The sequence below is a fragment of the Rhodococcus sp. NKCM2511 genome, assembly GCF_014905595.1.
GTDB lineage: Bacteria > Actinomycetota > Actinomycetes > Mycobacteriales > Mycobacteriaceae > Rhodococcoides > Rhodococcoides fascians.
The window spans coordinates 32,106-56,205 of record NZ_BNHJ02000004.1; the positions used below are offsets into that span (position 1 = coordinate 32,106).

The following is a 24,100-nucleotide window of genomic DNA, read 5'->3' on the forward strand; positions in this document are numbered from 1 at the left end:
AGGCGCACGTCATGGACGAGGACGAACAGCAACCCACCGCTCCCGCGCAACGCACGCAGGCGGTGTCACGGGATCAGCTCACATCGACGGACGGCGTCGAACGCACGCAGGCGGTAGCGCGACCGGAAGCAACGTCGACCGACGGCGTCGAACGCACGCAGGCGGTCTCGCGATCGCCGATCGACGACCGGACCGCACCGACTCCGGGGCCGAATTCGCCGGTAGGTGAAGACAACTCGAAAGCTGCGGTTGCCAAATCCTCAGCGGCCAAATCCGGCATGTCGCAAAGCGCGTCCACTCGGGCCAGAACCGGTCGATCTCGGTCCGGTCGCTCCCGCAGCACCGGTATTCGGCGCCGTCTCGGCGGCGGCCTGGTGGAGGTTCCGCGGGTGGAGCCGATCGATCCGGCGACCGCGGTGATGTCGGATCCTACGGTGCCGCAGCACAAACGGTTCTGTTGGAAGTGCAACGCCAAGGTCGGGCGCAGCGAACCGGGAGAGCCCGACATCTCGGTGGGCGTGTGCCCGCACTGCGGCACCACCTTCGATTTCACCCCGCTGCTCGAGCCGGGTGATCGAGTGGTGGGCCAGTACGACGTGCAGGGGTGCATCGCGCACGGCGGTCTGGGGTGGATCTACCTCGCCATCGACCGTAACGTCAGCGACCGCTGGGTAGTACTCAAAGGCCTACTGCATTTCGGCGACGAGGAAGCACATGCGGTCGCGGTCGCGGAGCGTCAATTCCTCGCCGAGGTAGCGCATCCCGGCGTCGTCAAGATTTACAACTTCGTCGAACAACCCCGCGGCGACGGCACTTCCGTCGGCTTCATCGTCATGGAGTACGTGGGTGGTCGTTCGCTGCGCGACATCCTGACCGCGTGCGGTGACGACGCCCGCATGCCGGTCGAGCAGGCGCTGGCCTACGTACTCGAAGTGCTTCCGGCACTGGGTTATCTGCATTCGATCGGGCTGGTCTACAACGATCTCAAGCCCGAGAACATCATGGTCTCCGAGGACCAGATCAAGTTGATCGACCTCGGCGCGGTCGCGGGCATCGAGGATTACGGCTACCTGTACGGCACGGTGGGGTACCAGGCACCGGAGATCGTGAAGACCGGGCCGACGGTGGCGTCGGACATCTACACCGTCGGCCGCACCCTCGCGGTGCTGACGCTGGACATGCCGTCGAAGAACGGCAAGTACCTCGACGGCCTGCCCTCCGTCGCAGAATCGGAAGTGCTGCAGCAGTTCCCATCGCTGCATCGCCTGCTGCTTCGAGCCACCAACGCAGACCCGACGCGGCGGTTCCGGTCCGCGGACGAGTTCGCGGGGCAGGCGACCGGCGTTTTGCGCGAGATCCTGGCGATCCGGACGGGCGTCGAGCGGCCCGGCCTGTCCGCGGTGTTCAGCCCGCCGCGTACGACGTTCGGTACGGAGCAGTCGGTGGGTCGTACCGATACCTACGTCGACGGCAAAGTACGCCACGAGCGCATGACGGCAGCCGAAGTGGTTGCCGCACTGCCGGTTCCCCTGGTAGATCCCAACGATCCGAGCGCTCCCCTGCTGGCTGCCGCCGTGCACGTCGAAGCTCAGCAGACTCTGGACTCGCTCCAGCATGCCAAGCGGAACGGCATCGAGCGGGTGTCGGCCGGTACGTCAGGTGCCACCGGTTCCGCGCCCGCGGGAGCGAGCCTGGAGATCACCCTCGCCGAGGTCAAGGCGCACCTCGATCTGGGGCACGTCGTGGAGGCCACCGACATCCTGTCGAAGGTGCAATCCGAGGATCATGCCGCCGATCCGTGGCGGGTGCAGTGGTACGCCGGATTGATCGCCTTGCTGCACCACGAATACGATTCTGCGTTCACGAGTTTCGACAACGTGCTCGGAGCGATGCCCGGCGAGCTCGCGCCCAAACTCGCGCTCGGTGCCACGTCGGAATTGTTGGGGCATGTCGCGCTCGGCAACGACGAGGACGCCGAGAAATGGCGGGCCAGAGCCGAGGGCCTGTACCGCGCTGTGTGGCGCACCAACAGGGGCATCGTCAGCTCGGCGTTCGGTCTGGCCCGGCAGCTGCAGCGCCGCGGCGATCAGACCGGTGCCATCGCGGCACTGGACCAGGTGCCGATCAGCTCGCGGCACTACTCGATGGCACGGATGACCAGTGTGCTGACCTTGCTGATGGATCGCTCGCGCGCCGAGCTGTCCGAGGCCGATTTCCGCTCTGCCGCACGGCGAGTGGCGCTGCTCCCCAAGGCGGAGAGCCGAGCACTGCAGATGCGGACGCTGGTGCTCGCGATGGCCTTGGACTGGATCGTCTCCGGCCACGCCGCCACGGCCGAACGGGAGCCGATTCTCAGCGTCCCGTTCACCGAGGACGGATTGCGGCGTGGCACCGAGAAGGGGCTGCGGGCGTTGGCCCGCAACGCCACCGATCGCGCGCATCGCTTCTCACTGGTGGACCTGGCGAACGCTATCCGGCCCCGTTCACTGTTCTAGTCGCCGTCACGAACCAGATCGTCCGTCGCCCGAGCGATCGCCAGCTCCTCGTTGGTCGGCACCACCAACACGGTCACGGTCGACGAGTCGGTCGAGATGACCCGAGCCTGCTTGCTGCGCACTGCATTACGCTCCGGGTCGATCTCGATGCCGAATCCCTCGAGGTTCGCCAGGGCGTCGGCACGCACGGCGGACGCGTTCTCGCCGACACCCGCGGTGAACGTGATGACGTCGAGCCGGCCGAGTCCGAGCATGTACGCGCCGATGTACTTGCGCAGTCGGTGAATGTAGACGTCGTACGCCAGCCGCGCGGAGGCGTCGTCGTCGTCGATCCGTTGTTGTAGTTGCCGGAAGTCGTTGACCCCGGACAGTCCGATCAGTCCGGACCGCCGGTTCAGCAAGGCATCGATGTCGTCGACGCTCATACCTGCGCTGCGGCGCAGATGCATGATGACGCCGGGGTCGATGTCGCCGCTGCGAGTACCCATGACGAGTCCTTCGAGCGGGGTCAGGCCCATCGAGGTGTCGACTGCCTTGCCCCCGGAGACCGCCGATGCCGAGGCTCCGTTGCCCAGGTGCAGGACGATCTGGTTCAGGTCTGCGAGATCGCGTCCCAAGAACTGCGACACCTGGTCCGAGACGTAGTGGTGCGAGGTGCCGTGAAAGCCGTAGCGCCTGATGTCGTGCTCGGCGGCGACGGTCGCGTCGATGGCATAGGTCGCGGCTGCGTCGGGCAGCGAGTGGAAGAAGGCCGTGTCGAACACCGCCACGTGCGGGACGTCCGGCAGCTGCTTCCTGGCAACCTCGATGCCGAGTACGTTCGGCGGATTATGAAGCGGTGCAAGACTGCTCAGGTCCGAGATCTGCTGCACAACGGCGTCGTCGATGATCGTCGGACGGTAGAACACCGTTCCTCCGTGGACGACTCGGTGCCCGACGGCGGTGACGTCTGAGCCCAGTTCGATTCCCGCGTCCGCGAGCATCTCGAACGCCAGCGCCAGACCGGCACCGTGATCCTCGATGTGCTGGGTACGCTCGACGCTCTCGCCGCGATGGTCGAGTTCGACGCGGCCGTCGGATTCACCGATGCGCTCGACGAGCCCACTGGCCAGCGACTCGCCGGAGCCGGGGTCGACCAGTTGGAACTTGACCGACGATGACCCGGAGTTGACGACGAGGATGCTCACGATTCGCTGCTCTCCTTGGCTGCGTCGGCAATACCCTGTGCCTGAATAGCCGTGATGGCAACGGTATTGACGATGTCCTCGACGAGTGCGCCGCGGGACAGATCGTTGACGGGTTTGCGCAGGCCCTGCAGAACCGGCCCGACGGCGACGGCACCGGCGCTGCGCTGGACGGCCTTGTAGGTGTTGTTACCGGTGTTGAGATCCGGGAAGATGAACACCGTCGCGCGGCCGGCCACCTCGGAGTCGGGCAGCTTCGACGCGGCGACGGACGGCTCGATGGCCGCGTCGTACTGGATGGGACCTTCCACGAGTAGTTCCGGATTCCGCTCGCGCACAATCGCAGTGGCCTGTCGAACCTTGTCCACGTCAGCCCCGGATCCGGATTCTCCGGTGGAGTAGGACAGCATCGCCACCCGCGGTTCGATGCCGAACTGGGCCGCTGTCTGCGCCGAGGACACGGCGATGTCGGCGAGTTGCTCGGCTGTCGGGTCCGGTACGACGGCGCAGTCACCGTAGGCGAGTACGCGATCGGACAGGCACATCAGGAAGATCGACGACACCGTCGACACTCCCTCGGTGGTCTTGATGATCTCGAACGATGGCTTGATGGTGTGCGCGGTGGTGTGCGCGGCGCCCGAGACCATGCCGTCGGCGATTCCCTTGTGCACCATCATCGTTCCGAAGTACGAGATGTCGGCCATGATCTCGCGGGCGCGCTCGATCGTCATGCCCTTGTGCTTGCGCAGCTCGGTGTACTCGGCCGCGAAGTCCTCGGTGTACTCGCAGTTGTTGGGATCGAGCACAGTGGCTTTGTCGAGGTCGACGCCCAGTTCCGACGCACGTCGCCGAACAGGACCCTCTTCGCCGAGGATCGTGAGGTCCGCAACCTGACGCTGCAGCAGTCGGCCGGCAGCCCGAAGGATGCGATCGTCGCCGCCCTCGGGCAGGACGATGTGCTTGCGGTCGGCGCGGGCCCGGTGGATCAGCTGGTACTCGAACATCTGCGGAGTCGTGATGGTGGGGATGGCGATGTCGAGCCGTCCCAGAAGGGTTTTCGCGTCCACTCGCTGTTCCATCAACCCCAGTGCCGTGTCGACCTTGCGCTGCGATCCCACCGCGACACGGCCTCGGGTCTGCGCCGCGGCAGAGGCGGTGTCGAAGGTGCCGAGATCGGTGGTGAGGATCGGCAGCCGGGGGCCGAGTCCCGCCACCAGACGTGCGATGGCCGGATGGGGCTCGATGCCGCCGTTCATGATGATGCCGGCCAGCGACGGAAAGCCCTCGGCCTCATGGGCATTGACCAGTGCGAGCAGTACGTCCGATCGGTCCGCAGGCGCGATGACGACGACGCCTTCGGTGAGGCGTTCGAGGATGTGCTCGGCTGTCATGCCACCGACCATGACCCGCAACGCTTCTCGCTGCAGCAGCGACGAGTCACCACTGTAGAGAGTGCCGTCGACGGCATCGAGCAGCTCGGCCATGGTCGGGGCCACGAGGAGGGGGATCTCCGGCAAGCTCCACGCAGGCACCCCGACCGACGCCAACGCATCGGTCACCGCATCGAGATCGTCGGGGGCACAGCGGTTTGCCACGATCGCGGCCAGATGAGCGTGATGTTGGCGTAGTTCGGCCTGGCACAGAGCCGCCAACTGCGCGATCTCGTCGGGTGTGCGATCCGATCCGCGCAGTGCGAGGAGCACCGGGGCACCGAGATTGACGGCGATCCGGGCGTTGAAGCCGAGCTCACTGGGGCTGCCGACGTCGGTGTAGTCGCTGCCCACGATCACCACGGCGTCGCACTGAGCAGCAACCTCGTGATAACGATTGACGATCTCACTGAGCGCGGCATCCTGGTCGGTGTGCACTTGCTCGTACGTAACGCCGAGCGACTGCTCGTACGTCAGATCCGCGGTGGTGTGCTCGACGAGCAGCTCGAGAATGTAATCGGGTTCGTCGGTCGAGCGCGCGATGGGCCGAAACACTCCGACCCTGGCTGCGGTAGCAGCAAGCATCTGCAGTACGCCCAACGCGATGGTGGATTTACCGGAGTCGCCTTCCGGTGACGCAATGTAGATGCTCGAGGGATACATGTCCGACGCGTCGGTGCCGCTGGGCTCAGCCATGGCAGCAAGCTTAGTAGGTGGGTTGTTGACACCGGGTGCAGTCGGGCTGTCCTATGAACCATGGCCGAATCACCGTTCCCGGATGTGCGCTGGGGCAGCGAGACCTCGTTCATCCGCAAGCCCGCCGTGAAGTTCGCCTCGACGAAGCCCGGTTCGTGGGTCATCCGCAATCTCGCAGGCGTCGACCGCTGGTTGTTGACCAAATCCGACGGCCGGTTCACCGTCCTCGGCCCGATCGCCGCTCCGGTGGTACTGCTGACCACGACCGGCCGCAAATCCGGCAAGCCGAGGACGAGCCCGCTGCTGTACTACCGGGAGGCCGACAAGATCTATGTCGTCGGCTCCAATTTCGGTCAGCAACATCACCCGGCATGGACGTCCAACCTGCTCGCCGATCCGAAGGCCGTGGTGGCCATCGGCGGCAAGAAGATTCCGGTGACGGCCACCCGCATCACCGGCGACGAGAAGGCCCGCATCTACCGCCAGTTCGACGCGATGGTCGAGGTGTACGGCGAATACGAGACCAGGACCGACCGCGACATGCGATTGTTCGCACTCGCGGCCGATCTCGGTGGTTCGTCGTAGCTAACCGAGCTTCCGCAGGCGCGGCGCGAGGTCCTTCTCGAAGAGTTCGAGGAACCGCTTCTGGTCGTGGCCGGGGGCGTGGAACACCAGGTGGTTCAGGCCGGCGTCGGTGTACTGCTTGACCTTCTCCACGGCCTCGTCCGGGTCCGATGCGACGATCCAGCGCTTGGCGACCTGCTCGATCGGCAGTTCGTCGGCGGCCTTCTCCATCTCGATCGGGTCGTCGATCGAATGCTTCTGCTCGGGCGTCAGCGACAGCGGGGCCCAGAAGCGGCAATTCTCCAGCGCCAGTTCGGGATCGGTGTCGTAGCTGATCTTGATCTCGATCATCTTGTCGATCTCACCGGCGTCGCGCTCGGCCTTACCTGCGCCCTCTTCCACAGCCGGGAGGAGCTTGTCGGTGTAGAGCTCCATGCCCTTGCCCGAGGTGCAGATGAAACCGTCGCCTGCGCGTCCTGCATACCGCGCCACGACGGGTCCGCCGGCAGCGATGTACACCGGGATGCCGCCCTCGGGGACGTCGTAGATCGACGCGCCCTTGGTCGTGTAGTACTCGCCCTCGAAGTCGACGCGATCGCCGAGCCACAGCTCGCGCATCAAGCGAACCGACTCACGCAGTCGTGCGAAACGCTCCTTGAACTCCGGCCACTCGCCGGTGAACCCGGTGGCGATCTCGTTGAGCGCCTCACCGGTTCCCACTCCGAGCATGATGCGTCCGGGGTAGAGGCAGCCCATCGTGGCGAACGCCTGCGCGATGACCGACGGGTTGTAACGGAACGTCGGCGTGAGCACCGAGGTACCGAGCTGGATCGTCTTCGTGCGCTCGCCGACGGCCGTCATCCAGGCCAGCGAGAACGGGGCGTGACCGCCCTCGTGACGCCACGGTTGAAAGTGGTCACTGACAGTCGCGGAGTCCATACCGTGTTGCTCGGCGAGAACACCGAGTTCGACGAGCTCCCGCGGCCCGAACTGCTCCGCCGATGCCTTGTACCCGAGCTTGAGACCCTGCGCCACGCCGAACTCCTGTCGTTGGTCGTCTAGTACTTCGATTGTGCACCTGCGGCGATTGGCGGTGTGCTACTGGATCCCCAGAACAGTGACCACCGCAGCCAATACTGCTACTGCGCCAATGCCGACCGCGAAGATCCACAGGTCCCGGGACTCGGGCATGGGCGCTCCGCTCTCGAGGGCGGCACGTACACGCATCCATCGCCGTAGTCCGATGACGGGTGCGGCGGCCGCGAGGCCGATGAGAATCAGACCTAGTGCAGTACGAACCCAGCCGGTGCTGAATCCGGGAACCAGGTGAACGATTGCGATCCCGCCGGCGAGCAACCCGAGCGATGTTCTGAGCCAGGCAAGAAAGGTGCGTTCACTGGCGAGGGTGAACCGCTCGTCGGGGCGCGTCACGCTGGAGCGGTGATGCGTTCGCGGATGAGTCGGGCAACGAGTTCAGGATCGTCGGGGGTGAAGACCGGCGAGACGCGGCGGATGGTGAGCACCACTGCAGTGTCCTTCTTCGGACGCATGACGTCCAGCGGGAGCCACTGGTCGGTTGTCGACGCGCCCCACAGCCGCCAACGTCCGTTCCAGTTGCCCAGCACGGCGGTGTCGACGGCGCGAATGTCGCAGTAGGGGACGAACTTCTCGATCGCGAACGGAAAGTAGTAGTGCCGCAACGTGACCCCGCTATCGTCCACGCGCACGAGACCGTCGTCGTAGTGGGCCGTGGATGTTGTTCGCATAGTTAACGGTAGGCCTGCTCGGGACGCTCTCGCAACCGTGATCTCGAAACCTGTCGGTGGGTCGAGATACTCTTTCTTCGGTTCGAACGCACGTTCTGAACTGGGGGTCACCGGGGGGTGAAAAATGGCTGCACCAGTGCCGCGCGGGAAGAGAATCGGCATGCGGCCCGAAAGATCGCTGCCTGCTACGACTTCCACCTCACCTGCATCGCGCAGGATGCGAAGCATCGGCAGTACAGCCGGTACGGACGCACCGAAATGGCACTCGCGTTGAGCTGCTCCGCCACCGTCGCCGAAGCGTACGTGTCCGTCGGCGTGGCCCTGCACACCCGGCTTCTTCTGCTGAAAGCCGCATTCGAGGCCGGTGACATCGACCTCCCCCGCGCGACCCACTCACCGACCGAGCCCTGATCTACAGACCCGACGCCCTCACCACCGCCGCCGTACGACTACGCGATCGCCACTGCCGCTTCCCCGGCTGCCACCGACCCGCCACACGCTGCCAACTCGACCACGTCAACCCGTTCGACCACGCCAATCCCCTCGGCGGCGGCTGGACCACCGTCAACAACCTCCAATGCCTCTGCGAATACCACCACAGCGTCAAAACCGCAGGCTACTGGACCGCCGTCATGCTCCCCGGCGGCGCGATCCTGTGGACCTCGGCATCGAAGACCACCCGAATCACCCTGCCCGCCAACGGAACAGCCGTACCCATCATCGGCAACGACCTCCGGCCACACATCCCCACCCACCCCAGACGATCAGGCGTCATCGCCTACCCCGACCCACCAGACAACCCGACCCCGGAACCAGAACCGACCAACGAAGAAGACGAGGAGCCGCCATTCTGACCTCAGACGTCGGCCGCTCGTTCCGGCGTTCTCACCAGCGTCAGCTGCGAGGTTTGGCGCAGCGAGAATCCGATGGAGAGGTACAGCTCGATAGCGCGGATGTTCGTCGCGGCGGCATGCAGGAACGGCTCGTCGCCTCGGGCCCTGATGCCGTGACCGACCGCGCGGACCAGTTCGGTGGCCAAGCCCTGTCCGCGATGAGCCGGGTCGGTACACACTGCGCTGATCTCGGTCCACCCCGGCGGACGCATGCGCTCCCCTGCCATCGCGATCAGAGCGCCGCCCCGTCGGATACCGAGATACGTGCCGAGTTCGCGGGTGCGAGGAAGGAACGGGCCCGGCTCGGTGCGTCGCACGAGATCGAGCATCTCGGGCACGTCGTCGTCGGTCAGTTCTACCGCCTCGGCCAACGGCCGGGTCTCGAGTTCGGTGCCCACGAGTTGAACGATCCCGAAGCTGTCGACCACGGACCACCCCTCGGGCACATCCAGCACCGGCCCCCGCAATCCCACGATGCTTCGCGGCCCGAACAGCACTGCGATGTCGTCCCAGTCCCGTGGCTGCAGAACGTCGGGATGCGCCAGAAAGGGCGAGACCTGGGGATCAGCGCGAATCACTCGGCCGCGCGTGATCGCAAACCGCGACAGCGGACCCCCGAGGGAGGTACGAATGGGATCGTCGAGAGGGTGAACAGACACGTCGGTCAGCGTCCCACGTCGGGCTCGGTCAGTTGCTCACGACCCACTCCGTCACCAATACTTATACCGGTATAGTTATTCGCATCGAACCGAAAGGCATTCCGTGATCGAAATCCTGCCCCCGAGCAAGATTCCCCTTGCCCGTGAAACCGGTGCACTCGTCGCCGAAATTCTCGAGACCGTCCGCGACCGCGCGACCGTCGGCACCAACCTGCTCGAGATCGACGAATGGTCCAAGGACATCATCCTCGGGGCGGGGGCGACGTCGTGCTACGTCGATTACGCGCCGTCCTTCGGGCGCGGACCGTTCGGCCACTACATCTGCACGTCGGTCAACGACGCTGTGCTGCACGGTTTGCCGCACGACTACAACCTGGCCGACGGCGATCTGCTGACCCTCGATCTTGCCGTGATCCTCGGCGGCGTGGCATCGGACTCGGCCATCAGTTTCGTCGTCGGCGAGAACAAGCCGGCAGAGAGCCTGGCGATGATCGATGCCACCGAACGAGCGTTGGCCGCGGGTATCGCCGCGGCACGTCCGGGCAACAAGATCGGCGATATCTCCCACGCCATCGGGACGGTTCTTCGCGAAGCCGGCTATCCCATCAACGTTCAGTTCGGTGGTCACGGAATCGGGTCGACCATGCATCAGGATCCGCACGTATCCAATACCGGCAGGCCCGGTCGCGGCTACGGCCTTCGCCCCGGCCTGATGTTGGCACTCGAGCCCTGGGTGATGGCGGATACCGATGAGCTGGTCACCGACCCCGACGGGTGGACGTTGCGCAGCACCACCGGTTGCCGCACCGCGCACAGCGAACACACCGTCGTCATCACCGACAGCGGGGCCGAAATCATGACCCTACGTTCGTGATTCTGCGTCGGTAGTGAGTCACAAACGCTTCTCGAAAGTGTTGGAGAACGGCAGCAGTTCGTACGGCGAAAACACCGGGATGCGGGTGTAGCCGCTCTTCTCGTACAGCCGCACCGCGTCGGGCTGACGATCACCGGTCTGCAGAATCAAACGCCGCAATCCCTGGTCGCGGGCCGCATTCTCGGACGCCTGCAGCAGCGCGGTGGAGACTCCCGACCCACGGTGATCAGGATGAACGAACATTCGCTTCAGTTCGAGGTCGGGGCCGTTCCACCGCAGAGCGGCATGCCCGACGGCCTGCTCGACGTTCTGCGCATCGCACCGATAGACGACGAACGTGCGATGCACGTCGCCTTCGTTCACGGCATTGGCCTGCGTCTTCGCCATCAAGGCCGCTCGGTCCGCGTATCGGGGACCCACCTCCGATGCCATTGCTGCACGGAGCGATTCGGCGTCGGGATGGTTCCAGTCGACGGCGCGGGTGACGAGGTCTGTTCGGGACTGCGCTACATCGGTCACGCTCGATCGGACCACGCGTTACGGGCCGCCGTCAACCGCTGCAATCACGGTGAGTTTATTGCTGGTGCGATCAGTCGTCGTCGTGCACTGTGACAGCGTGAACACGAACTGTCGCTGCCCACGCTGACCATCCGACCTACCCACCGTCGACAGCACTTGTCACAGTCGACACTTGTCACAGGAGCCACAGCCATGAGCACCGAAGCGACCGTCGTTCTTCGCATCTCCGATTCCGGGACGTCATCCTTGCAGGGATTGACCCGACCGCAGTTGCACGCCCTCGCCGATGCTCTCCGCGTCGCCGCCAAAAGCTATGCACCACATGCCAAGATCCTGACGCGTTTCGACGTCCGGGTGAACGAACTCAACGCTCCCCTTGTCATCGACCTACCCGCGCGCGATGTGGTTCTCGCCGGCAAGAGCGTTCGGTTCAGCCACACCGAGTTCGAGATCTTCGCCTATCTCGCCCAGCATCCTCGTGTCGTGGTGAACAGATCCGAGCTGAGTGACTCGAACGGCGGCCGCAGTGTCGACGTCCATCTCTCCAGGGTGCGAACCAAACTCGGGCAGTACGGCCGACTGATCACGACGGTCCGCGGCACCGGCTACCGATTCGACCCCGAGCCCGGAATCCGCGTCATCACCGAGCCGTCGGTGCTGCGCAGCGCCTGAGATCAGTTACACGACTACCGCGTCAGTGCTGCTGTTCGACGTCGACGGTTCCGACGTACCACCACGAACACGAGCAACGCGACCAGAACCACCGCGATGATCGCGCCCAGTGCCGTCGCGCCGCGGAAGCCGGGTGCGCTGGTATCGAGGGTGCGTTCGCCGGCGTGGGCGGCATTGCTGGTACCCAGAACGATGGTCAGAGTCAGCAGGTTCGGGATGGCGGTGACGACTGCGAGAATCACCGATCCGATCGCCAACTGCTTTCCCGCCCTACCCTTTCGGACCGACCACGCACTCCAGAAGAACATCAGTGGCGCGAACGTGCACACGATTCCGAACAGCAGGCCCCACAGAATTCCCTTGGTGAACGTGCGATCAGCCAGGCTCTCGACGCGCAGGCTCCACCACCGTGGCAGGAACGCCGCCAGAACGAAGTAGGCGATCAACAGAAGAACGACGCCGGCACCGAGCAGGATGCCGCGCCGCTTCCAATTCGCCGAGCTGGTCGACGGTGCAGGCGTGGTCGGGTCAGCAGTCATAGGCCCATGGTAGAGCGTCGAACACCTCGTACGACCTCACCCGAGACCTGATCGTTAGATGGGGATGTGCCCAGCCCGCTACGACGCCCGTGCACGCTCCGAAGCATCGTCACCGTCGAGGCCCAGGTGTCCCCGCAACGTCGTCGAGGTGTATTCGGTACGGAACACCCCTCGCTCCTGCAATGCCGGGACCAATTTGTCGACCAGATCGCCGATGGCGTCACGCAGGTGATACGGGTTGATGTTGAAGCCGTCGACCACACGGTGACGCACGAGGGCTGCCCAGTGGTCTGCCACTGCCGCAGGGGTTCCCGAGTGGAAGCGCGACGCCGGCGACACTTCGAGCACCAACTCTCGGATGGACAGCCCTTTCTCTTCCGAGAGGGCTCGCCATTGCGCGATCTGAGTCAGTTTGCCGGTCCGAGCGTCGATGGACAGCGTGCCGCGTGACGGATCCAGCTCGGCGTCCACCGGATCGATGTCGGGTAGTGGGCCCTCCGGGTCGTACGCCGAGAGGTCCTTGCCCCAATAGTGCTCGAGAAAGGCGATGGCTCGAACACCGTTGTGCGCGTTGGATCGAAGCCACCGCACCTTTTCTTCGGCATCGGCTTCGGTATCGCCGAGTACGACGGTCACCCCGGGCAAGATCTTCACGGCATCGGCCGGTCGGCCGTAGGCAACCGTCCGGGCACGTAGATCTTTGGCGTAGGCCACCGCTGCGTCGTAGGCGTTGTTGGCCGAGAAGACGACGTCGGCGTGCCGGGCTGCGAGGTCCCGTCCTCCCGGCGAATCGCCGGCCTGGAACAGCACCGGCCCACCTTGCACACTGGACCGAACGTTGGGTGCCGCAACCGCTTCGAGCAGATCGGTGTGGAACTCCACAGGAGAACCTGCCCAATACTGCTTCGCCAATTCGACCACCTGGGTGGCGCGCTCGTAACGGCGTTCGTGCTCCAACCACCCTCCGCGCCTGAAGTTTTCACCCGTCCAGGCGTTGTCGGTGGTGACGATGTTCCATCCGGCGCGCCCGTCCGACAGCGCGTCCAGGCTGGCCAAACGACGAGCCAACTCCACCGGGTTGCTGTACGTGGTGTTCTGGGTCGCGACAAGTCCGATGCGCTCGGTCACCGACGCCAGAGCCGCCAGTTGCGTGATGGCGTCGGGCCTGCCGGCGATGTCGGTGGAGAGAATGTCGCCACGGTTCTCTCGGATACGTTGACCGTCCCCGAGAAAGAACGCGTCGAACAAACCGCGTTCGAGTGTGACGGCGACCTCGACGAACGTGTCGGTGGCCACTTGATCGGGGGCGTGCGAATCCTCCCAGACCGTCTGCGCGCCGATCCCTGGATAGAACACGCCCAGATGAATCTGCGCGTTCGGGTCGAACGGTGCGCCGGTGTCCGGGTGATGGTCGATGATGCCCATGACAGCTCTTCTCTACTCGTGCGCAGCCGCGGCGTAGCGGCTGACCGGACGCGGCAACCCCAGGTTCTCCCGCAGCGACAGTCCCGGCGTCGGTCGACGAATCAGATGTGCCGGTACCGCAAGCTCTTTCAACGCCGCACCACCGAGGTGCAGCCGGACGCCGTCGACGACACCGGCGAGGGCCTCGGCCTTCGACAGGTGGTCGATATCGGCGAACACCAGCGCGGCTCCGTCGCGGCGAGCGGCGTCGGCCTGCTCGCCGATGCCGTCCCCGCGTACGAGTGCGACATCGAGCAGATCGGTGACTCCCAGGTCGGCGTCGCCGATGACGACCACCTGCCCCTGCGGCGGACGAGGAGTGATCAGTGGCCCTACGACGTCGAAGAATTCGCCCTCGAAACGCACGTGATGCACGCGAGCGGGATCGAGATACCGGCCGGACTCCGCGTCTCGAACGACGGCGTCGTCTTCCCACGAATCCCACAGCCGCCGCGCCACATCGATGACGTCACGCACTTCGGCGGTGATCTCGGAGCGGACCTCGGATCCGACAGCCGCGTGAGTGTCCGCGCTGTTGTCGGTGCCGACCACCCAGGCCCCGCGGCCGTGCGAGGCGTGGTCCACACTCGCGAGTTGTGTTGCGAGAAAGAACGGTTCGGTCGTCAGAGTGTGGACCGTGGGTGCCAGGCCGAGGGTGGACGTGGTGGAGGCGACGAATGCCGCACGAGTACCTGCATCGAGGCGCTCGCGGGAGGAGACCAGCGAATCACCGAAAGTGACGAGGGTGAAGCCGGCGCGTTCGGCGTCGGCGACGTTCTGCTTCAGGAGCGCGGGTGTCTCGTCGAACCCGTCGAGTTCGACTGCGAAGTACAACGTCTCGGTCATCCTCGGTTCAGCCCTTCGCGCTCATCGTGTTCCTGCTTTCTGTACCGACGATCTTCACCGGACGGCTCAACCACGAGTTCCGAAGTCCAGCGCCGCGGCGGTGCAGGCAGGGTGAGCTCCGAGTCGATCGATCAACGCCGCCGCCAGTGCTTTCAGCCAGGTCATACGTGGACCCTAGGTTCATCAGCTGTAGAGCACACCCGTTGCGATCACGCTGATTCGAACGACGTAGACGCCGGTACGTAGACGCGCAGTGTCAGCACGAGGTCACCGCTTTTGCGGGCCCGGACCACCTCTCTACTGTCCCCGATCAGGTCGTGCGACCTACGTCGACCTCCACGAGGACCCGGTTTCGCGCTCGAAGACCGGACGCACATTCACGGTGTCGTAGACGATGGACAGTGCAGTGATGCGTCCGTTCTCGTCGAGTTCGGCGACGTCGACCACGTCGAACGGGGCCGCCACACCCGAGGGCAGTCTCCAGTCGAAATGGAACCAGAACGTGACGAGTCGAGCGCCTTCGGACGTACGACCTTCGGCGACGCCCTTCGAGGTCAGCGTCGCACCCGAGGTGTCCGCGAAAAGCGCGCGATAGAAGTCGGATGCGGGTGTCGGTCCGTACAGCGGCGAGTGCACAACCGCACCGGGTGCGAACAGAGTCAGGACCGCATCGACGTCGGCCCGTCGAAGTGCATCGAGGTACTGCTCGACCAAGTGGTCCGCGGACGAGTTCATGGAGCAAGGGTAGCGGACCGCCAGGACGCAAGACATTCGCTCATTGTGATTTTTTGCCCCTGCAGCAACGACTTTCGGCGTGTGCATACTTGTCGTAGCGGGACAGTGTCAGATGGAGGGCCGCCGGTGAAATCGTTCACTATCGCCATTGTGGGTGCGGGTCCGCGCGGCACCGGTGTACTCGAACGATTGCTGGCGCGCCGGTCCGATGCGGAGCTGCACATCCACGTCGTCGATCCGTTCCCTCCGGGGGCCGGTCGCATCTGGCGTAGCAGTCAACCACCGTTGCTGTGGATGAATTCGGTGGCCGCCGACGTCACCATGTTCACCGACGACACCACCGTCGTCGACGGTCCGATTCGCCCCGGTCCGACGCTGGCGCAGTGGGTTCTGGAACATGCCGACACCCTGCGCCAGGACCTCGAATTGCGGGACGAACTGCGCGATTTCGGTCCGCATTCCTTCGCGTCGCGGACTTTACAGAGTCGCTACCTCAGCTGGGTGTTCGAGCACGCCGTTGCCGACACCGACACGCACGTTCACGTTCATCGAGCACGGGTGACGGACCTGACCGCCGACCAGGTACTGCTACTCGACGACGGGTCGACCATCCGCACCGATGCCGTGCTCTTGGCCCAGGGACATCCGGATGCGCTTGCATCGCACTGTGAATCACAGCTCGATGAGTTCTCCCGAACCCATGGGCTGACGTACATCGGCCCCGGATACACCGCAGATCTCGATCCCAGCCGAGTGCCTGCGGGAGAACCGGTGCTGATTGCCGGGCTCGGATTGGCATTCATCGACTGGATGGTGTTGCTCGCGGAAACTCGCGGTGGATCGTTCGCCCGCAACGCGGACGGCGTGCTCGAGTACACCGCCTCCGGCCGCGAACCGATTCTCTATGCAGGTTCGCGGCGCGGAGTTCCGTATCACGCGAAGATCTCCTACGACATCGCCGCGGCGCGCCCGCCCCTCCCGAAGTTTTTCACCGCCGACGCCTTCCCCGGCCACGGCCCTCTGCTCTTCCGCGACGAAATCTGGCCGCTCGCATCCAAAGAACTGGCCTGGGCTCATTACTACGAGTTGTTCACGGCCCACCCCGAGCGAACAGTCGGCTCCTGGCCGGAGTTCGAGATCGGATTGAGCGAGATCACCTGGGGATCGCAGGAACTCACCGCCTTCGTGGAGCAATTCGTTCCGAAGGACGAGGACCGCATCGATCTGGCACGGCTCGACAAGCCCTTTGCCGGACGGCGTTTCGATGGACTCGACGAGGTACGTACCGAGCTGCAGACCTACATCGAGACGGACCTTCGTCGTCGAGCAGATCCCTACTACAGCTCGGATGCCGCCGTCTTCTCGGCGCTGCTCTCGGTGTACATGACCATCGGAGAGTTGTTGCGACGCGGGCGCATTCCGGCGCAGTCGGTCGCAGGCGATGTGGAAGGGTGGCTGCACTCGTTCTTCAGTTTCGTCGCGAGCGGTCCGCCACCGGAACGGCTCGAACAACTCCTGGCCCTCAGCCGGGCGAACATCGTTCACTTCCTCGGCCCCGATGTTACCTTCTCCCCGGAGAACGGGTCGTTCGTCGCCCGTAGCTCTGCACACGATGTGGTGGTGCACGCCGACACTCTGATCGACGCGCGCTTACCCGTCGCATCGATCGCCGCCGCCGGAGACGAATTGCTTCGCACCCTGCATACGCGCGGCGACATCACCGACATCCGCGCCACCGAGCACAGCGCAGCGAAAGTAGCAGTCGACGGGCGCTCTCGATTGATCACCGCGTCGGGAGAGGCGGCCGAAAACCGCTACGCGGTGGGTCCATGGGTCGCCGGACACACGTGGTCGAGTGCCTTTCCGCGGCCGAGGACCAACGCCGGCTTCTTCCGACACAACGACCAACTCGCGGCAGAACTACTGCGGCACAGCCACTGAACCGTCGGTCGGCCGAACAACGGATCGGATCACGGCGCGATGCGCAGTCCGGCGATCAGCACCCGCGCCATCTTGCGCGGGTCGTAGCGGCTGTCCGTGGCACCGATGCACAGGTTGCCGACCGCCCGCATCAACTCCAATGCGGTCTGCCCCGGGGCGATCTCCCCCGAGTCCGCAGCGGCGTCGAGCAATGACTCGCACACCGGAACCAGCCGGTTCAGGAAGTAGCTGTGCAAGGTCTCGAATCCGGCACTGTCCGACTGCATGGCCTCGGCCAGACCGTGTTTGGTGACCAGGAAGTCGACGAACCGATCGATCCAGAGCACCAACGCCGCGTGCGGTGATTCGCGGCCGGCGAGAAGCTCCTGACCGGCGACGGCGCAGGCCTCCACCTGATGTCGGAAGACGGCGACGACGAGGTCGCCCCGCGTCGGGAAGTGCCGGTAGATGGTTCCCACGCCGACGCCGGCCCGCCTGGCGATATCGCGCACCGGGACTTCTACTCCCGACTCGACGAACGCAGCCGCCGCTGCGTCGAGCAGGGTCGCTTCGTTGCGCCTCGCATCCGCCCGCTTTCTGGGCTGCTCGGCTTCGGCCTCGGTCACTGTTCCTCCAGCCATCGACAAACGGAACAACGTTCCGTATGTTTGTTTACGGAACGTTGTTCCGCTTACTCGCAGAGTAACCCCTCCAGAGGCCACAAGGAGATCCCCATGCAATACCGCACACTGGGACGCACCGGCGTCCAGGTCAGCACTCTCTCGCTCGGCGCGATGAACTTCGGTGCCATCGGACGCACCACGCAAGACGAGGCGACCGCGATCGTCGACGCCGCACTCGAGGGCGGTGTCAACCTCATCGACACCGCGGACATGTACAGCCAGGGACAATCCGAGGAAATGGTCGGCAAGGCGATCGAAGGTCGGCGCGAGAACATCGTGCTGGCCACCAAAGTGTTCAACCCCATGGGCGACGAACGCAATCATCAGGGCAGCTCCCGCCGCTGGATCGTCACCGAACTGGAGAACAGTCTGCGCCGACTCGGTACCGATCACGTCGACCTCTACCAGATACACCGCTGGGACCCCACCACGAGCGACGAGGAAACCCTCTCGGCGCTGACAGATCTGCAGCGTGCCGGGAAGATTCGATACTTCGGCTCCTCCACCTATCCGGCTTACCGAATCGTGCAGGCGCAGTGGACCGCACGGGAGCACCGTCTAGGGCGGTTCGTCACCGAGCAGCCGCCGTACTCGATCCTGCAGCGCGGCATCGAATCCCACGTCCTTCCGGTCGCGCAGGAGTACGGAATGGGGGTTCTGGCGTGGAGTCCCCTGGCGGGCGGCTTCCTCTCCGGAGCCATCCGGGCCGGGCGAGAGACCACCACCAACCGCGCGGCGATGATGCCCGAGCGATTCGGCACGGACACTCCCACGGGACGGGCCAAACTCGACGCCGTCGAGAAACTGGTCGGTGTTGCCGACGAAGCCGGACTGACACTGATCCAACTCGCACTCGGTTTCGTGACGGCTCATCCGGGAGTCACCAGCGCGATCGTCGGGCCGCGTACCGTCGAGCACCTACACTCGCAGCTCGCTGCCGCCGACACCGTCCTCCCGGCCGATGTCCTCGACAGGATCGACGAGATCGTAGCTCCGGGAGTCGATCTCGCGCCGGACGACAAGTTCGACACCCCGCCGGCACTGCTCGACGCCTCCCTGCGGAGACGCTGACATGGTCAGCTACGGGATCATGACCCCTCCCCAGAACGTCTCCTACGCCGACCTGCTCCGGGTGTGGCGCGAGGCAGACGGCATTCCGGAAATCGAGCACGCGTGGCTGTTCGATCACCTCATGCCCATCGGCGGTGACCTCGACGGCCCGATCTTCGAAGGCTGGACCATGCTGTCCGCATTGGCCGCTCGCACCGAGCGGTTGCGATTGGGAATCATGGTCACCAGCAATCGGATCCGTCCACCCGCGATTCTCGCGAAGATCGCCGTCACGGTCGACACGGTCTCGGACGGGCGGCTGGACTTCGGCATCGGTGCCGGATCACGGCCGAGCGTGCCGATGGCGAGACGGGAGTACGACGGGAGCGGGCTGCCCTACAGCGACGCTGCGAATGCTGTTGCGCGACTGAGTGAATCGCTGACGGTGATTCGTAGGCTCTGGACCGAGAGTGAGCCCTTCGACTTTCACGGCAACCACGTCGACCTCGTCGGGGCGTTCCAGAATCCGAAACCGATTCAGCGACCGGGCCCGCCGATCGTGATCGGCGGCCGGGCGGCAGGAGTGCTGCGCCTCGTCGCCGAACACGCCGACGTATGGAACATTCCCGGTGGGGACCTGGCCGACGCACTGGACAGAGGCAGACTACTCGACCGGTACTGCGCCGAGATCGGGCGCGATCCAGGGGCGATCACCCGATCGATCGCTCTCGGGGTGTCGTTCAAAGAACCCGAGAGAACGAGAAACGACATCGGCGACGCGGTGGCCGCCGGATTCGATCATGTCGTTCTCATCCTCCCCGGACCCTATCCCGACGGCATCGCGCAGAGAGTGACCGAGGAGTTCATCGGTCCGAGTACGAGCTCGTGAAGCGTTCTGCGCCCGGGGTTCTCGTCAAGGAATCAGGACGAACTTGCCGCGCGGGTGCGCCGACTGCAGCTCGGCGTGTGCTCTCGCCGCATCGGCGAGGGGAAACGTCTTGGCAACCGTGACCTCGAATACGCCTGCACCCGCCTGCTCCAGCAGCACCGGGGATGCGAGGAGTCGACGCTCCATACTGACCGGCCCACCGACGGTGAGGAACCCGTCTGCCAAAGCTCGTCCGAAGGCGGCCGTGCTGACCAATCTCGGTCTGTCCGTCAGTAATTCGAGAGAGACGTCGACGGCCTCGTCGGTGCCCACCGTGTCGATTGCCGCATCCACCCCATTCGGTGCGGCTGCTCGTACCCGGTCGATCAGTCCGTCGCCGTATTCGACGGGCTCGACACCGTAGGCCCGGAGTGCATCGTGGTTCTGGTGGCGCGCAGTCCCGATGACGGTGGCCCCGCGCTCCAGAGCGAGCTGAGCCACCACGGACCCGACGCCGCCCGCCGCCCCGTGCACGAGAACGGTGTCTCCGCTCTCGACACCGACGGATTCCATTGCGTCGTAGGCCGTTCCAGCCACGGCGAGTACACCCGCAGCAACGTTCCAGTCCAGGGCTTCCGGCTTCGGAAACACGAACCGCGCGGGAACCAGAATTCGCTCGGCGTACGTACCGTTCTGGCCGGAGACAACCACCGCGTCGCCGACGGCGACAGGACCGACCGGGCCCTCGACGGTTCCTCCGACCGCCACCACGATGCCCGACGCCTCGCTGCCCAACGCAATCGGAAGCTTCGACGCGTCGGTGCCGAATGCACCGCTGTAGCTCTTGTAGTCGAAGGGGTTGACGCCGATCGCTTTGACTTCGACCAGAACCTGGCCCTCGGATGGTTCAGGCAGCTCTCGTTCGACGATCTCGATGACGTCCGGTCCACCGTAGGACGCTGCAACTGCAACTCGTGTCATGCGCGGTACAACGGTCACCACGACGCAAATGTTCCGCTCAGATCCGCAGGCGCGGCAGTCCCCATTCCCTACCGAGCAATTCGTACGAGCGCAGCCGGTCCGCATGGTCGTATGTGACCGAGGTGAGCACGAGTTCGTCCGCATCGGTCGCTTCCTGCAGGGCGTCGAGCTTCACCGCGACCGTCGCCGCAGATCCGACGATCTGAGTGTCCACTCGATCAGCGACGAGCTCGTATTGCTCGCCGGTCAGCGGTGCCACGTTCTTCGGATCCGGGTACTCGATCGCACCTCGACCGCTGCGAATGCTGTGCACCCATTGCGGGAAAGACGCTGCCAGCTCACGGGCCTGCGAATCCGTTTCTGCAACAACCACATCGGCCGACACCGCCACGTACGGCGAGGACAACCGGGCCGACGGCACGAAAGCACGGCGATACTCGTCGATCGCCTCGAGAGTCGTCCCCGGGCTGAAGTGATAACTCGCCGCGAACGGCAGACCGCGGGCACCGGCCTCACGGGCAGTCGGCCCAGCGCTGCTGCCGAACAGCCACAGCGCCACATCGGCCCCGACACCCGGGCGTGCCGTCAACGGCACCCCGTCGCGCTCGTAGCTACCGGCAAGCACCGCAACAAGGTCGTCGAGTTGATCGACGAATTCCGGGACCTCAGCGTGTGGCTGCTGCAGCGCAGCCAGAGACGCAGCCAGCAGCGGGGTCGTTCGCGGGGTCGCCGCAGCGGGCGCCACTGGAAACAGTCCACCGGGTTCCGATGACACCGCGTGCTCGGGCGCAGCCTGCTGTGCACCGGCCAGGGCTGCTGCCCTGCGCTGCCCGGATCGACCCACACCAAGATCGATACGACCCGGATACAGCGCGTCCACCGTTCCGAAGGACTCCACAACGGCAGCAGCTGTCGTGAAACCGAGCTGGACCGCAGCCGATCCGACACGAATGCGGTTGGTGGCAGCCGCAATCAAACCCACCAGTACCGCAGGCGCAGAACTGGCCGCAGCGACGAAGTGATGCTCGGCAACCCAGTAGCGCTCGTAGCCCCACTCTTCGGCCTGTCGTGCCAGATCGAGCGAATTCCGGAGCGCCTGAGCAGTGCTCGACCCAGCGCTGATCGGTGCCAGGTCGAGAACGGACAGCGGCACGCGCGTCATCCGGGCGTCTTCTCCCCTGCTTCGACAGCCACCGTCAGCCGGTTCTCCGCCGGCGCGACCGGGCACGTCGCGTAGTCGGTGAACGCGCACGGCAGGTTCGCCGCTCGGTTGAAATCGAGTGCCACGGAGCCACCCTCGGGTTCCGCCACAGCAAGGATCCGCGCTGCCGGGTACGTGGTGACCCCGCTCGTGGCATCGGTGAACAGAACCTTCAGACCAGTGTCGTTGCCGCCGAACGCAACCAACTGCTGGGCCGTACCGGCCAGCTCGAAATCGAGGGTGCCCACCGCAGTGTGGTGGTGTTCGAGACCCTCGACCACGGCACCTGTCGTCACGGTGACCGGGGCGTCGTAGGGCGTGAACGTGGCGCGGGCCACGAACTCCTCGCTGGGTTCGTAGGCCGGTATTCCGTTGTAGGACTGCAGGGTCGAGGCTTTCGGATCGTGGACCCGTAGCGCCACCGCGCCGGTGCGGCGGATGACCTCGATACGGCGTTCACCGTCGTCGACGAGGATCCCGGGCGCACCCTCCACCGGATTCAGCGTCGTAACACCGTCCACCCCCTCGACGGTCACCGAGTCCGAGTCGGCCCGCCATCGACCGGGCAGATCGGCAACGATCTCCAACTCGTCGGTGAGCCAATACAATCCGGTCAGCGACAACCATCCCAATGGATCGCCGTAGGACGCTTCCCGGTCCGCGTGCCACTGCTTCCAGTCCTGCTCGAATTCACTCACGATGCTCGCACTCCTTCACGCTGTTGGTACGGGTGACGCAGACCGAGGTGATCACGCAGCGTGTTCCCGGTGTACTCGGTGCGGAAACTACCGCGATCCTGCAGTTGTGGGACGACTTTGTCGACGAACTCGTCGAGCCCGGCCGGTGTGATGTGCGGGACGAGAATGAACCCGTCGCACGCATCGTTCTGGACGTAGCTGTCGATGTCCTCGGCTACCTGTGCCGGCGTTCCGACGAACTGCTGCCGGGTCGTCACCGCGATGATGAGCTCCCGGATGCTCAGATTCTCGGCCTCGGCACGCTCACGGTACTGCTGCGCAAGGGTTCTCGGGTCACCGTGGCGAGCGCGACCACGGGTGATGCTCACGTCACCACTCGGCTCGACGTCGGGCAGCGGTCCGTCCGGGTCGTACTCGGACAGGTCTCGTCCCCACACCTGCTCCAGAAACGAGATAGCAGTCTTGCCGCTGACCTGCTGGTGCCGAATATGGTCGGCCTTCTCGGCTGCATCCTGGGCCGAGTCCCCGAGGACGAACGTCGCGGCGGGCAGCACCTTCAGGTCGGCGTGCTCGCGGCCGTATTTGGCCAACCTTCCCTTGACGTCGGTGTAGAACTTCTGCCCGTCCTCCAGCGTCCCGTGGATGGTGAAGATCGCATCCGCCTTGGCCGCACCGAACTCACGACCTTCGTCGGAATCGCCGGCCTGCAACAACACCGGGTGTCCCTGCGGACTGCGCGGCAACGTGAAGCGGCCCGTCACATCGAATTGCGGACCCGAATGCGAGACCGTGCGGATCTCGGATTCTCGGCCGAAGACACCTCGATCCCGATCGACGACGAACGCATCGGACTGCCACGAATCCCAGAACTCTCGGGCGACGTCGATGATCTCGTTCGCTCGCACGTAGCGGTCGGCCCGGTCGAGGTAGCCACCGCGTCGGAAGTTCTCTCCGGTGAACGCGTCGGACGAGGTCACCATGTTCCACGCCGCGCGCCCGTCGGACAGGTGATCCAGCGAAGAGAACTGCTTGGCGAGCTCGAAGGGCTCGTTGAACGTGGTGTTGATCGTCCCGGCGAGTCCGAGCTTCGTCGTCACCGATGCCAACGCGTTCAACACCGTGAGCGTGTCCGGGCGGCCGACGACGTCGAGATCGTGAATCTTGTTGCGATGCTCGCGTAATCGCAGACCTTCGGCGAGGAAGAAGAAGTCGAACAGCCCACGCTCTGCGGACTCGGCCAGGTGGACGAACGAATCGAATTCGATCTGGCTCTTCGACGCCGGGTCGGTCCAGACGGTGGTGTTGTTGACGCCAGGGAAATGCGCGCCGAGGTGGATCTGCTTCTTGGTCCGCTTCGAGATCG

25 protein-coding genes are annotated in these 24,100 nt (G+C 64.9%); 9 read left to right on the top strand and 16 right to left on the bottom strand.

Annotated features, from left to right (window positions below; all coding sequences use genetic code 11):
* Window positions 1-11: 11 nt before the first annotated feature.
* Window positions 12-2,495, top strand: a complete 2,484-nt coding sequence (locus tag JLZ96_RS22135; RefSeq protein ID WP_155288429.1) for a serine/threonine-protein kinase — start codon at window positions 12-14, stop codon at window positions 2,493-2,495.
* On the opposite strand, the gene JLZ96_RS22140 is transcribed toward JLZ96_RS22135, so the two are convergent.
* On the bottom strand, window positions 2,492-3,682 hold the full coding sequence (locus tag JLZ96_RS22140; RefSeq protein WP_201011277.1) for an acetate kinase: 1,191 nt from the start codon (window positions 3,680-3,682) through the stop codon (window positions 2,492-2,494). The two genes, JLZ96_RS22135 and JLZ96_RS22140, sit on opposite strands and share 4 nt — an antisense overlap.
* A complete protein-coding gene (gene pta, locus JLZ96_RS22145) occupies window positions 3,679-5,805 on the bottom strand; it encodes a phosphate acetyltransferase (RefSeq protein WP_201011278.1) in 2,127 nt (708 codons plus the stop codon). Before pta ends, JLZ96_RS22140 begins: the two co-directional genes overlap by 4 nt.
* A gap of 60 nt (window positions 5,806-5,865) precedes the next feature.
* Here pta and JLZ96_RS22150 point away from each other — a divergent pair, with 60 nt between their 5' ends.
* Entirely contained in the window at window positions 5,866-6,390 is a 525-nt protein-coding gene (locus JLZ96_RS22150) for a nitroreductase/quinone reductase family protein (RefSeq protein WP_032380239.1), read from the top strand.
* Here the strand turns inward: JLZ96_RS22150 and fgd are convergent, their stop codons facing one another.
* The 3 genes from fgd to JLZ96_RS22165 form a co-directional block, all read right to left on the bottom strand.
* A complete protein-coding gene (fgd, locus tag JLZ96_RS22155) occupies window positions 6,391-7,404 on the bottom strand; it encodes a glucose-6-phosphate dehydrogenase (coenzyme-F420) (RefSeq protein WP_201011279.1) in 1,014 nt (337 codons plus the stop codon).
* A gap of 63 nt (window positions 7,405-7,467) precedes the next feature.
* A complete protein-coding gene (locus JLZ96_RS22160) occupies window positions 7,468-7,800 on the bottom strand; it encodes a YidH family protein (protein ID WP_027498497.1) in 333 nt (110 codons plus the stop codon).
* On the bottom strand, window positions 7,797-8,096 hold the full coding sequence (locus tag JLZ96_RS22165; protein ID WP_201011280.1) for a hypothetical protein: 300 nt from the start codon (window positions 8,094-8,096) through the stop codon (window positions 7,797-7,799). Before JLZ96_RS22165 ends, JLZ96_RS22160 begins: the two co-directional genes overlap by 4 nt.
* Before the next feature lie 156 nt (window positions 8,097-8,252).
* Between JLZ96_RS22165 and JLZ96_RS22170 the strand changes: the two genes are divergently transcribed.
* Both JLZ96_RS22170 and JLZ96_RS22175 read left to right on the top strand, forming a co-directional pair.
* Window positions 8,253-8,546 carry a DUF222 domain-containing protein gene (locus JLZ96_RS22170; protein WP_201011281.1) on the top strand — a complete coding sequence of 98 codons (294 nt, stop codon included), beginning with the start codon at window positions 8,253-8,255 and terminating at the stop codon, window positions 8,544-8,546.
* Between the two features lie 221 nt (window positions 8,547-8,767).
* A complete protein-coding gene (locus JLZ96_RS22175) occupies window positions 8,768-8,989 on the top strand; it encodes a hypothetical protein (RefSeq protein ID WP_201011282.1) in 222 nt (73 codons plus the stop codon).
* A gap of 2 nt (window positions 8,990-8,991) precedes the next feature.
* Here the strand turns inward: JLZ96_RS22175 and JLZ96_RS22180 are convergent, their stop codons facing one another.
* Complete coding sequence (locus JLZ96_RS22180; protein WP_145916580.1) at window positions 8,992-9,687, bottom strand: GNAT family N-acetyltransferase; 696 nt, start codon at window positions 9,685-9,687, stop codon at window positions 8,992-8,994.
* A gap of 103 nt (window positions 9,688-9,790) precedes the next feature.
* On the opposite strand from JLZ96_RS22180, the gene map reads away from it, so the two are divergent.
* Window positions 9,791-10,561, top strand: coding sequence for a type I methionyl aminopeptidase (gene map, locus JLZ96_RS22185; RefSeq protein WP_048316417.1), 771 nt, complete (start codon window positions 9,791-9,793; stop codon window positions 10,559-10,561).
* A gap of 18 nt (window positions 10,562-10,579) precedes the next feature.
* Here map and JLZ96_RS22190 read toward each other — a convergent pair whose 3' ends face one another.
* Window positions 10,580-10,993, bottom strand: a complete 414-nt coding sequence (locus JLZ96_RS22190; RefSeq protein ID WP_080736226.1) for a GNAT family N-acetyltransferase — start codon at window positions 10,991-10,993, stop codon at window positions 10,580-10,582.
* Window positions 10,994-11,272: 279 nt separating this feature from the next.
* Here JLZ96_RS22190 and JLZ96_RS22195 point away from each other — a divergent pair, with 279 nt between their 5' ends.
* Window positions 11,273-11,752 (top strand): winged helix-turn-helix domain-containing protein, encoded by a 480-nt coding sequence (locus JLZ96_RS22195; RefSeq protein WP_032366689.1) that lies wholly within the window; start codon window positions 11,273-11,275, stop codon window positions 11,750-11,752.
* 14 nt (window positions 11,753-11,766) lie between these two features.
* Here the strand turns inward: JLZ96_RS22195 and JLZ96_RS22200 are convergent, their stop codons facing one another.
* From JLZ96_RS22200 to JLZ96_RS22215, 4 genes are all read right to left on the bottom strand, one after another.
* The gene (locus JLZ96_RS22200; RefSeq protein ID WP_027494251.1) at window positions 11,767-12,291 is read right to left on the bottom strand and encodes a hypothetical protein; all 525 of its coding nucleotides are present in this window, start codon (window positions 12,289-12,291) and stop codon (window positions 11,767-11,769) included.
* 78 nt (window positions 12,292-12,369) lie between these two features.
* Window positions 12,370-13,716, bottom strand: a complete 1,347-nt coding sequence (locus JLZ96_RS22205; RefSeq protein WP_201011283.1) for an LLM class flavin-dependent oxidoreductase — start codon at window positions 13,714-13,716, stop codon at window positions 12,370-12,372.
* A gap of 12 nt (window positions 13,717-13,728) precedes the next feature.
* Window positions 13,729-14,601 (bottom strand): LLM class flavin-dependent oxidoreductase, encoded by an 873-nt coding sequence (locus tag JLZ96_RS22210; RefSeq protein WP_201011284.1) that lies wholly within the window; start codon window positions 14,599-14,601, stop codon window positions 13,729-13,731.
* A gap of 324 nt (window positions 14,602-14,925) precedes the next feature.
* Window positions 14,926-15,336, bottom strand: a complete 411-nt coding sequence (locus tag JLZ96_RS22215) for a nuclear transport factor 2 family protein (RefSeq protein ID WP_201011285.1) — start codon at window positions 15,334-15,336, stop codon at window positions 14,926-14,928.
* A 126-nt stretch (window positions 15,337-15,462) separates the two neighbouring features.
* Between JLZ96_RS22215 and JLZ96_RS22220 the strand changes: the two genes are divergently transcribed.
* On the top strand, window positions 15,463-17,277 hold the full coding sequence (locus JLZ96_RS22220; RefSeq protein WP_201011286.1) for an FAD/NAD(P)-binding domain-containing protein: 1,815 nt from the start codon (window positions 15,463-15,465) through the stop codon (window positions 17,275-17,277).
* Between the two features lie 29 nt (window positions 17,278-17,306).
* Here the strand turns inward: JLZ96_RS22220 and JLZ96_RS22225 are convergent, their stop codons facing one another.
* Window positions 17,307-17,897 carry a TetR/AcrR family transcriptional regulator gene (locus tag JLZ96_RS22225; RefSeq protein WP_032386123.1) on the bottom strand — a complete coding sequence of 197 codons (591 nt, stop codon included), beginning with the start codon at window positions 17,895-17,897 and terminating at the stop codon, window positions 17,307-17,309.
* A 93-nt stretch (window positions 17,898-17,990) separates the two neighbouring features.
* Between JLZ96_RS22225 and JLZ96_RS22230 the strand changes: the two genes are divergently transcribed.
* Both JLZ96_RS22230 and JLZ96_RS22235 read left to right on the top strand, forming a co-directional pair.
* Window positions 17,991-19,010 (top strand): aldo/keto reductase, encoded by a 1,020-nt coding sequence (locus JLZ96_RS22230; protein WP_201011287.1) that lies wholly within the window; start codon window positions 17,991-17,993, stop codon window positions 19,008-19,010.
* Window position 19,011: 1 nt separating this feature from the next.
* On the top strand, window positions 19,012-19,878 hold the full coding sequence (locus tag JLZ96_RS22235) for an LLM class flavin-dependent oxidoreductase (protein WP_201011288.1): 867 nt from the start codon (window positions 19,012-19,014) through the stop codon (window positions 19,876-19,878).
* A 24-nt stretch (window positions 19,879-19,902) separates the two neighbouring features.
* Here the strand turns inward: JLZ96_RS22235 and JLZ96_RS22240 are convergent, their stop codons facing one another.
* From JLZ96_RS22240 to JLZ96_RS22255, 4 genes are read right to left on the bottom strand one after another with little or no spacing between them, the layout of a single operon-like run.
* Window positions 19,903-20,838 carry an NADP-dependent oxidoreductase gene (locus tag JLZ96_RS22240; protein WP_201011289.1) on the bottom strand — a complete coding sequence of 312 codons (936 nt, stop codon included), beginning with the start codon at window positions 20,836-20,838 and terminating at the stop codon, window positions 19,903-19,905.
* Window positions 20,839-20,875: 37 nt separating this feature from the next.
* Window positions 20,876-22,000 carry an LLM class flavin-dependent oxidoreductase gene (locus tag JLZ96_RS22245; RefSeq protein WP_201011290.1) on the bottom strand — a complete coding sequence of 375 codons (1,125 nt, stop codon included), beginning with the start codon at window positions 21,998-22,000 and terminating at the stop codon, window positions 20,876-20,878.
* Window positions 21,997-22,737, bottom strand: coding sequence for a DUF1684 domain-containing protein (locus JLZ96_RS22250; protein WP_236254207.1), 741 nt, complete (start codon window positions 22,735-22,737; stop codon window positions 21,997-21,999). Before JLZ96_RS22250 ends, JLZ96_RS22245 begins: the two co-directional genes overlap by 4 nt.
* On the bottom strand, window positions 22,734-24,098 hold the full coding sequence (locus JLZ96_RS22255) for an NtaA/DmoA family FMN-dependent monooxygenase (protein ID WP_048317248.1): 1,365 nt from the start codon (window positions 24,096-24,098) through the stop codon (window positions 22,734-22,736). Before JLZ96_RS22255 ends, JLZ96_RS22250 begins: the two co-directional genes overlap by 4 nt.
* Between the last annotated feature and the right edge of the window lie 2 nt (window positions 24,099-24,100).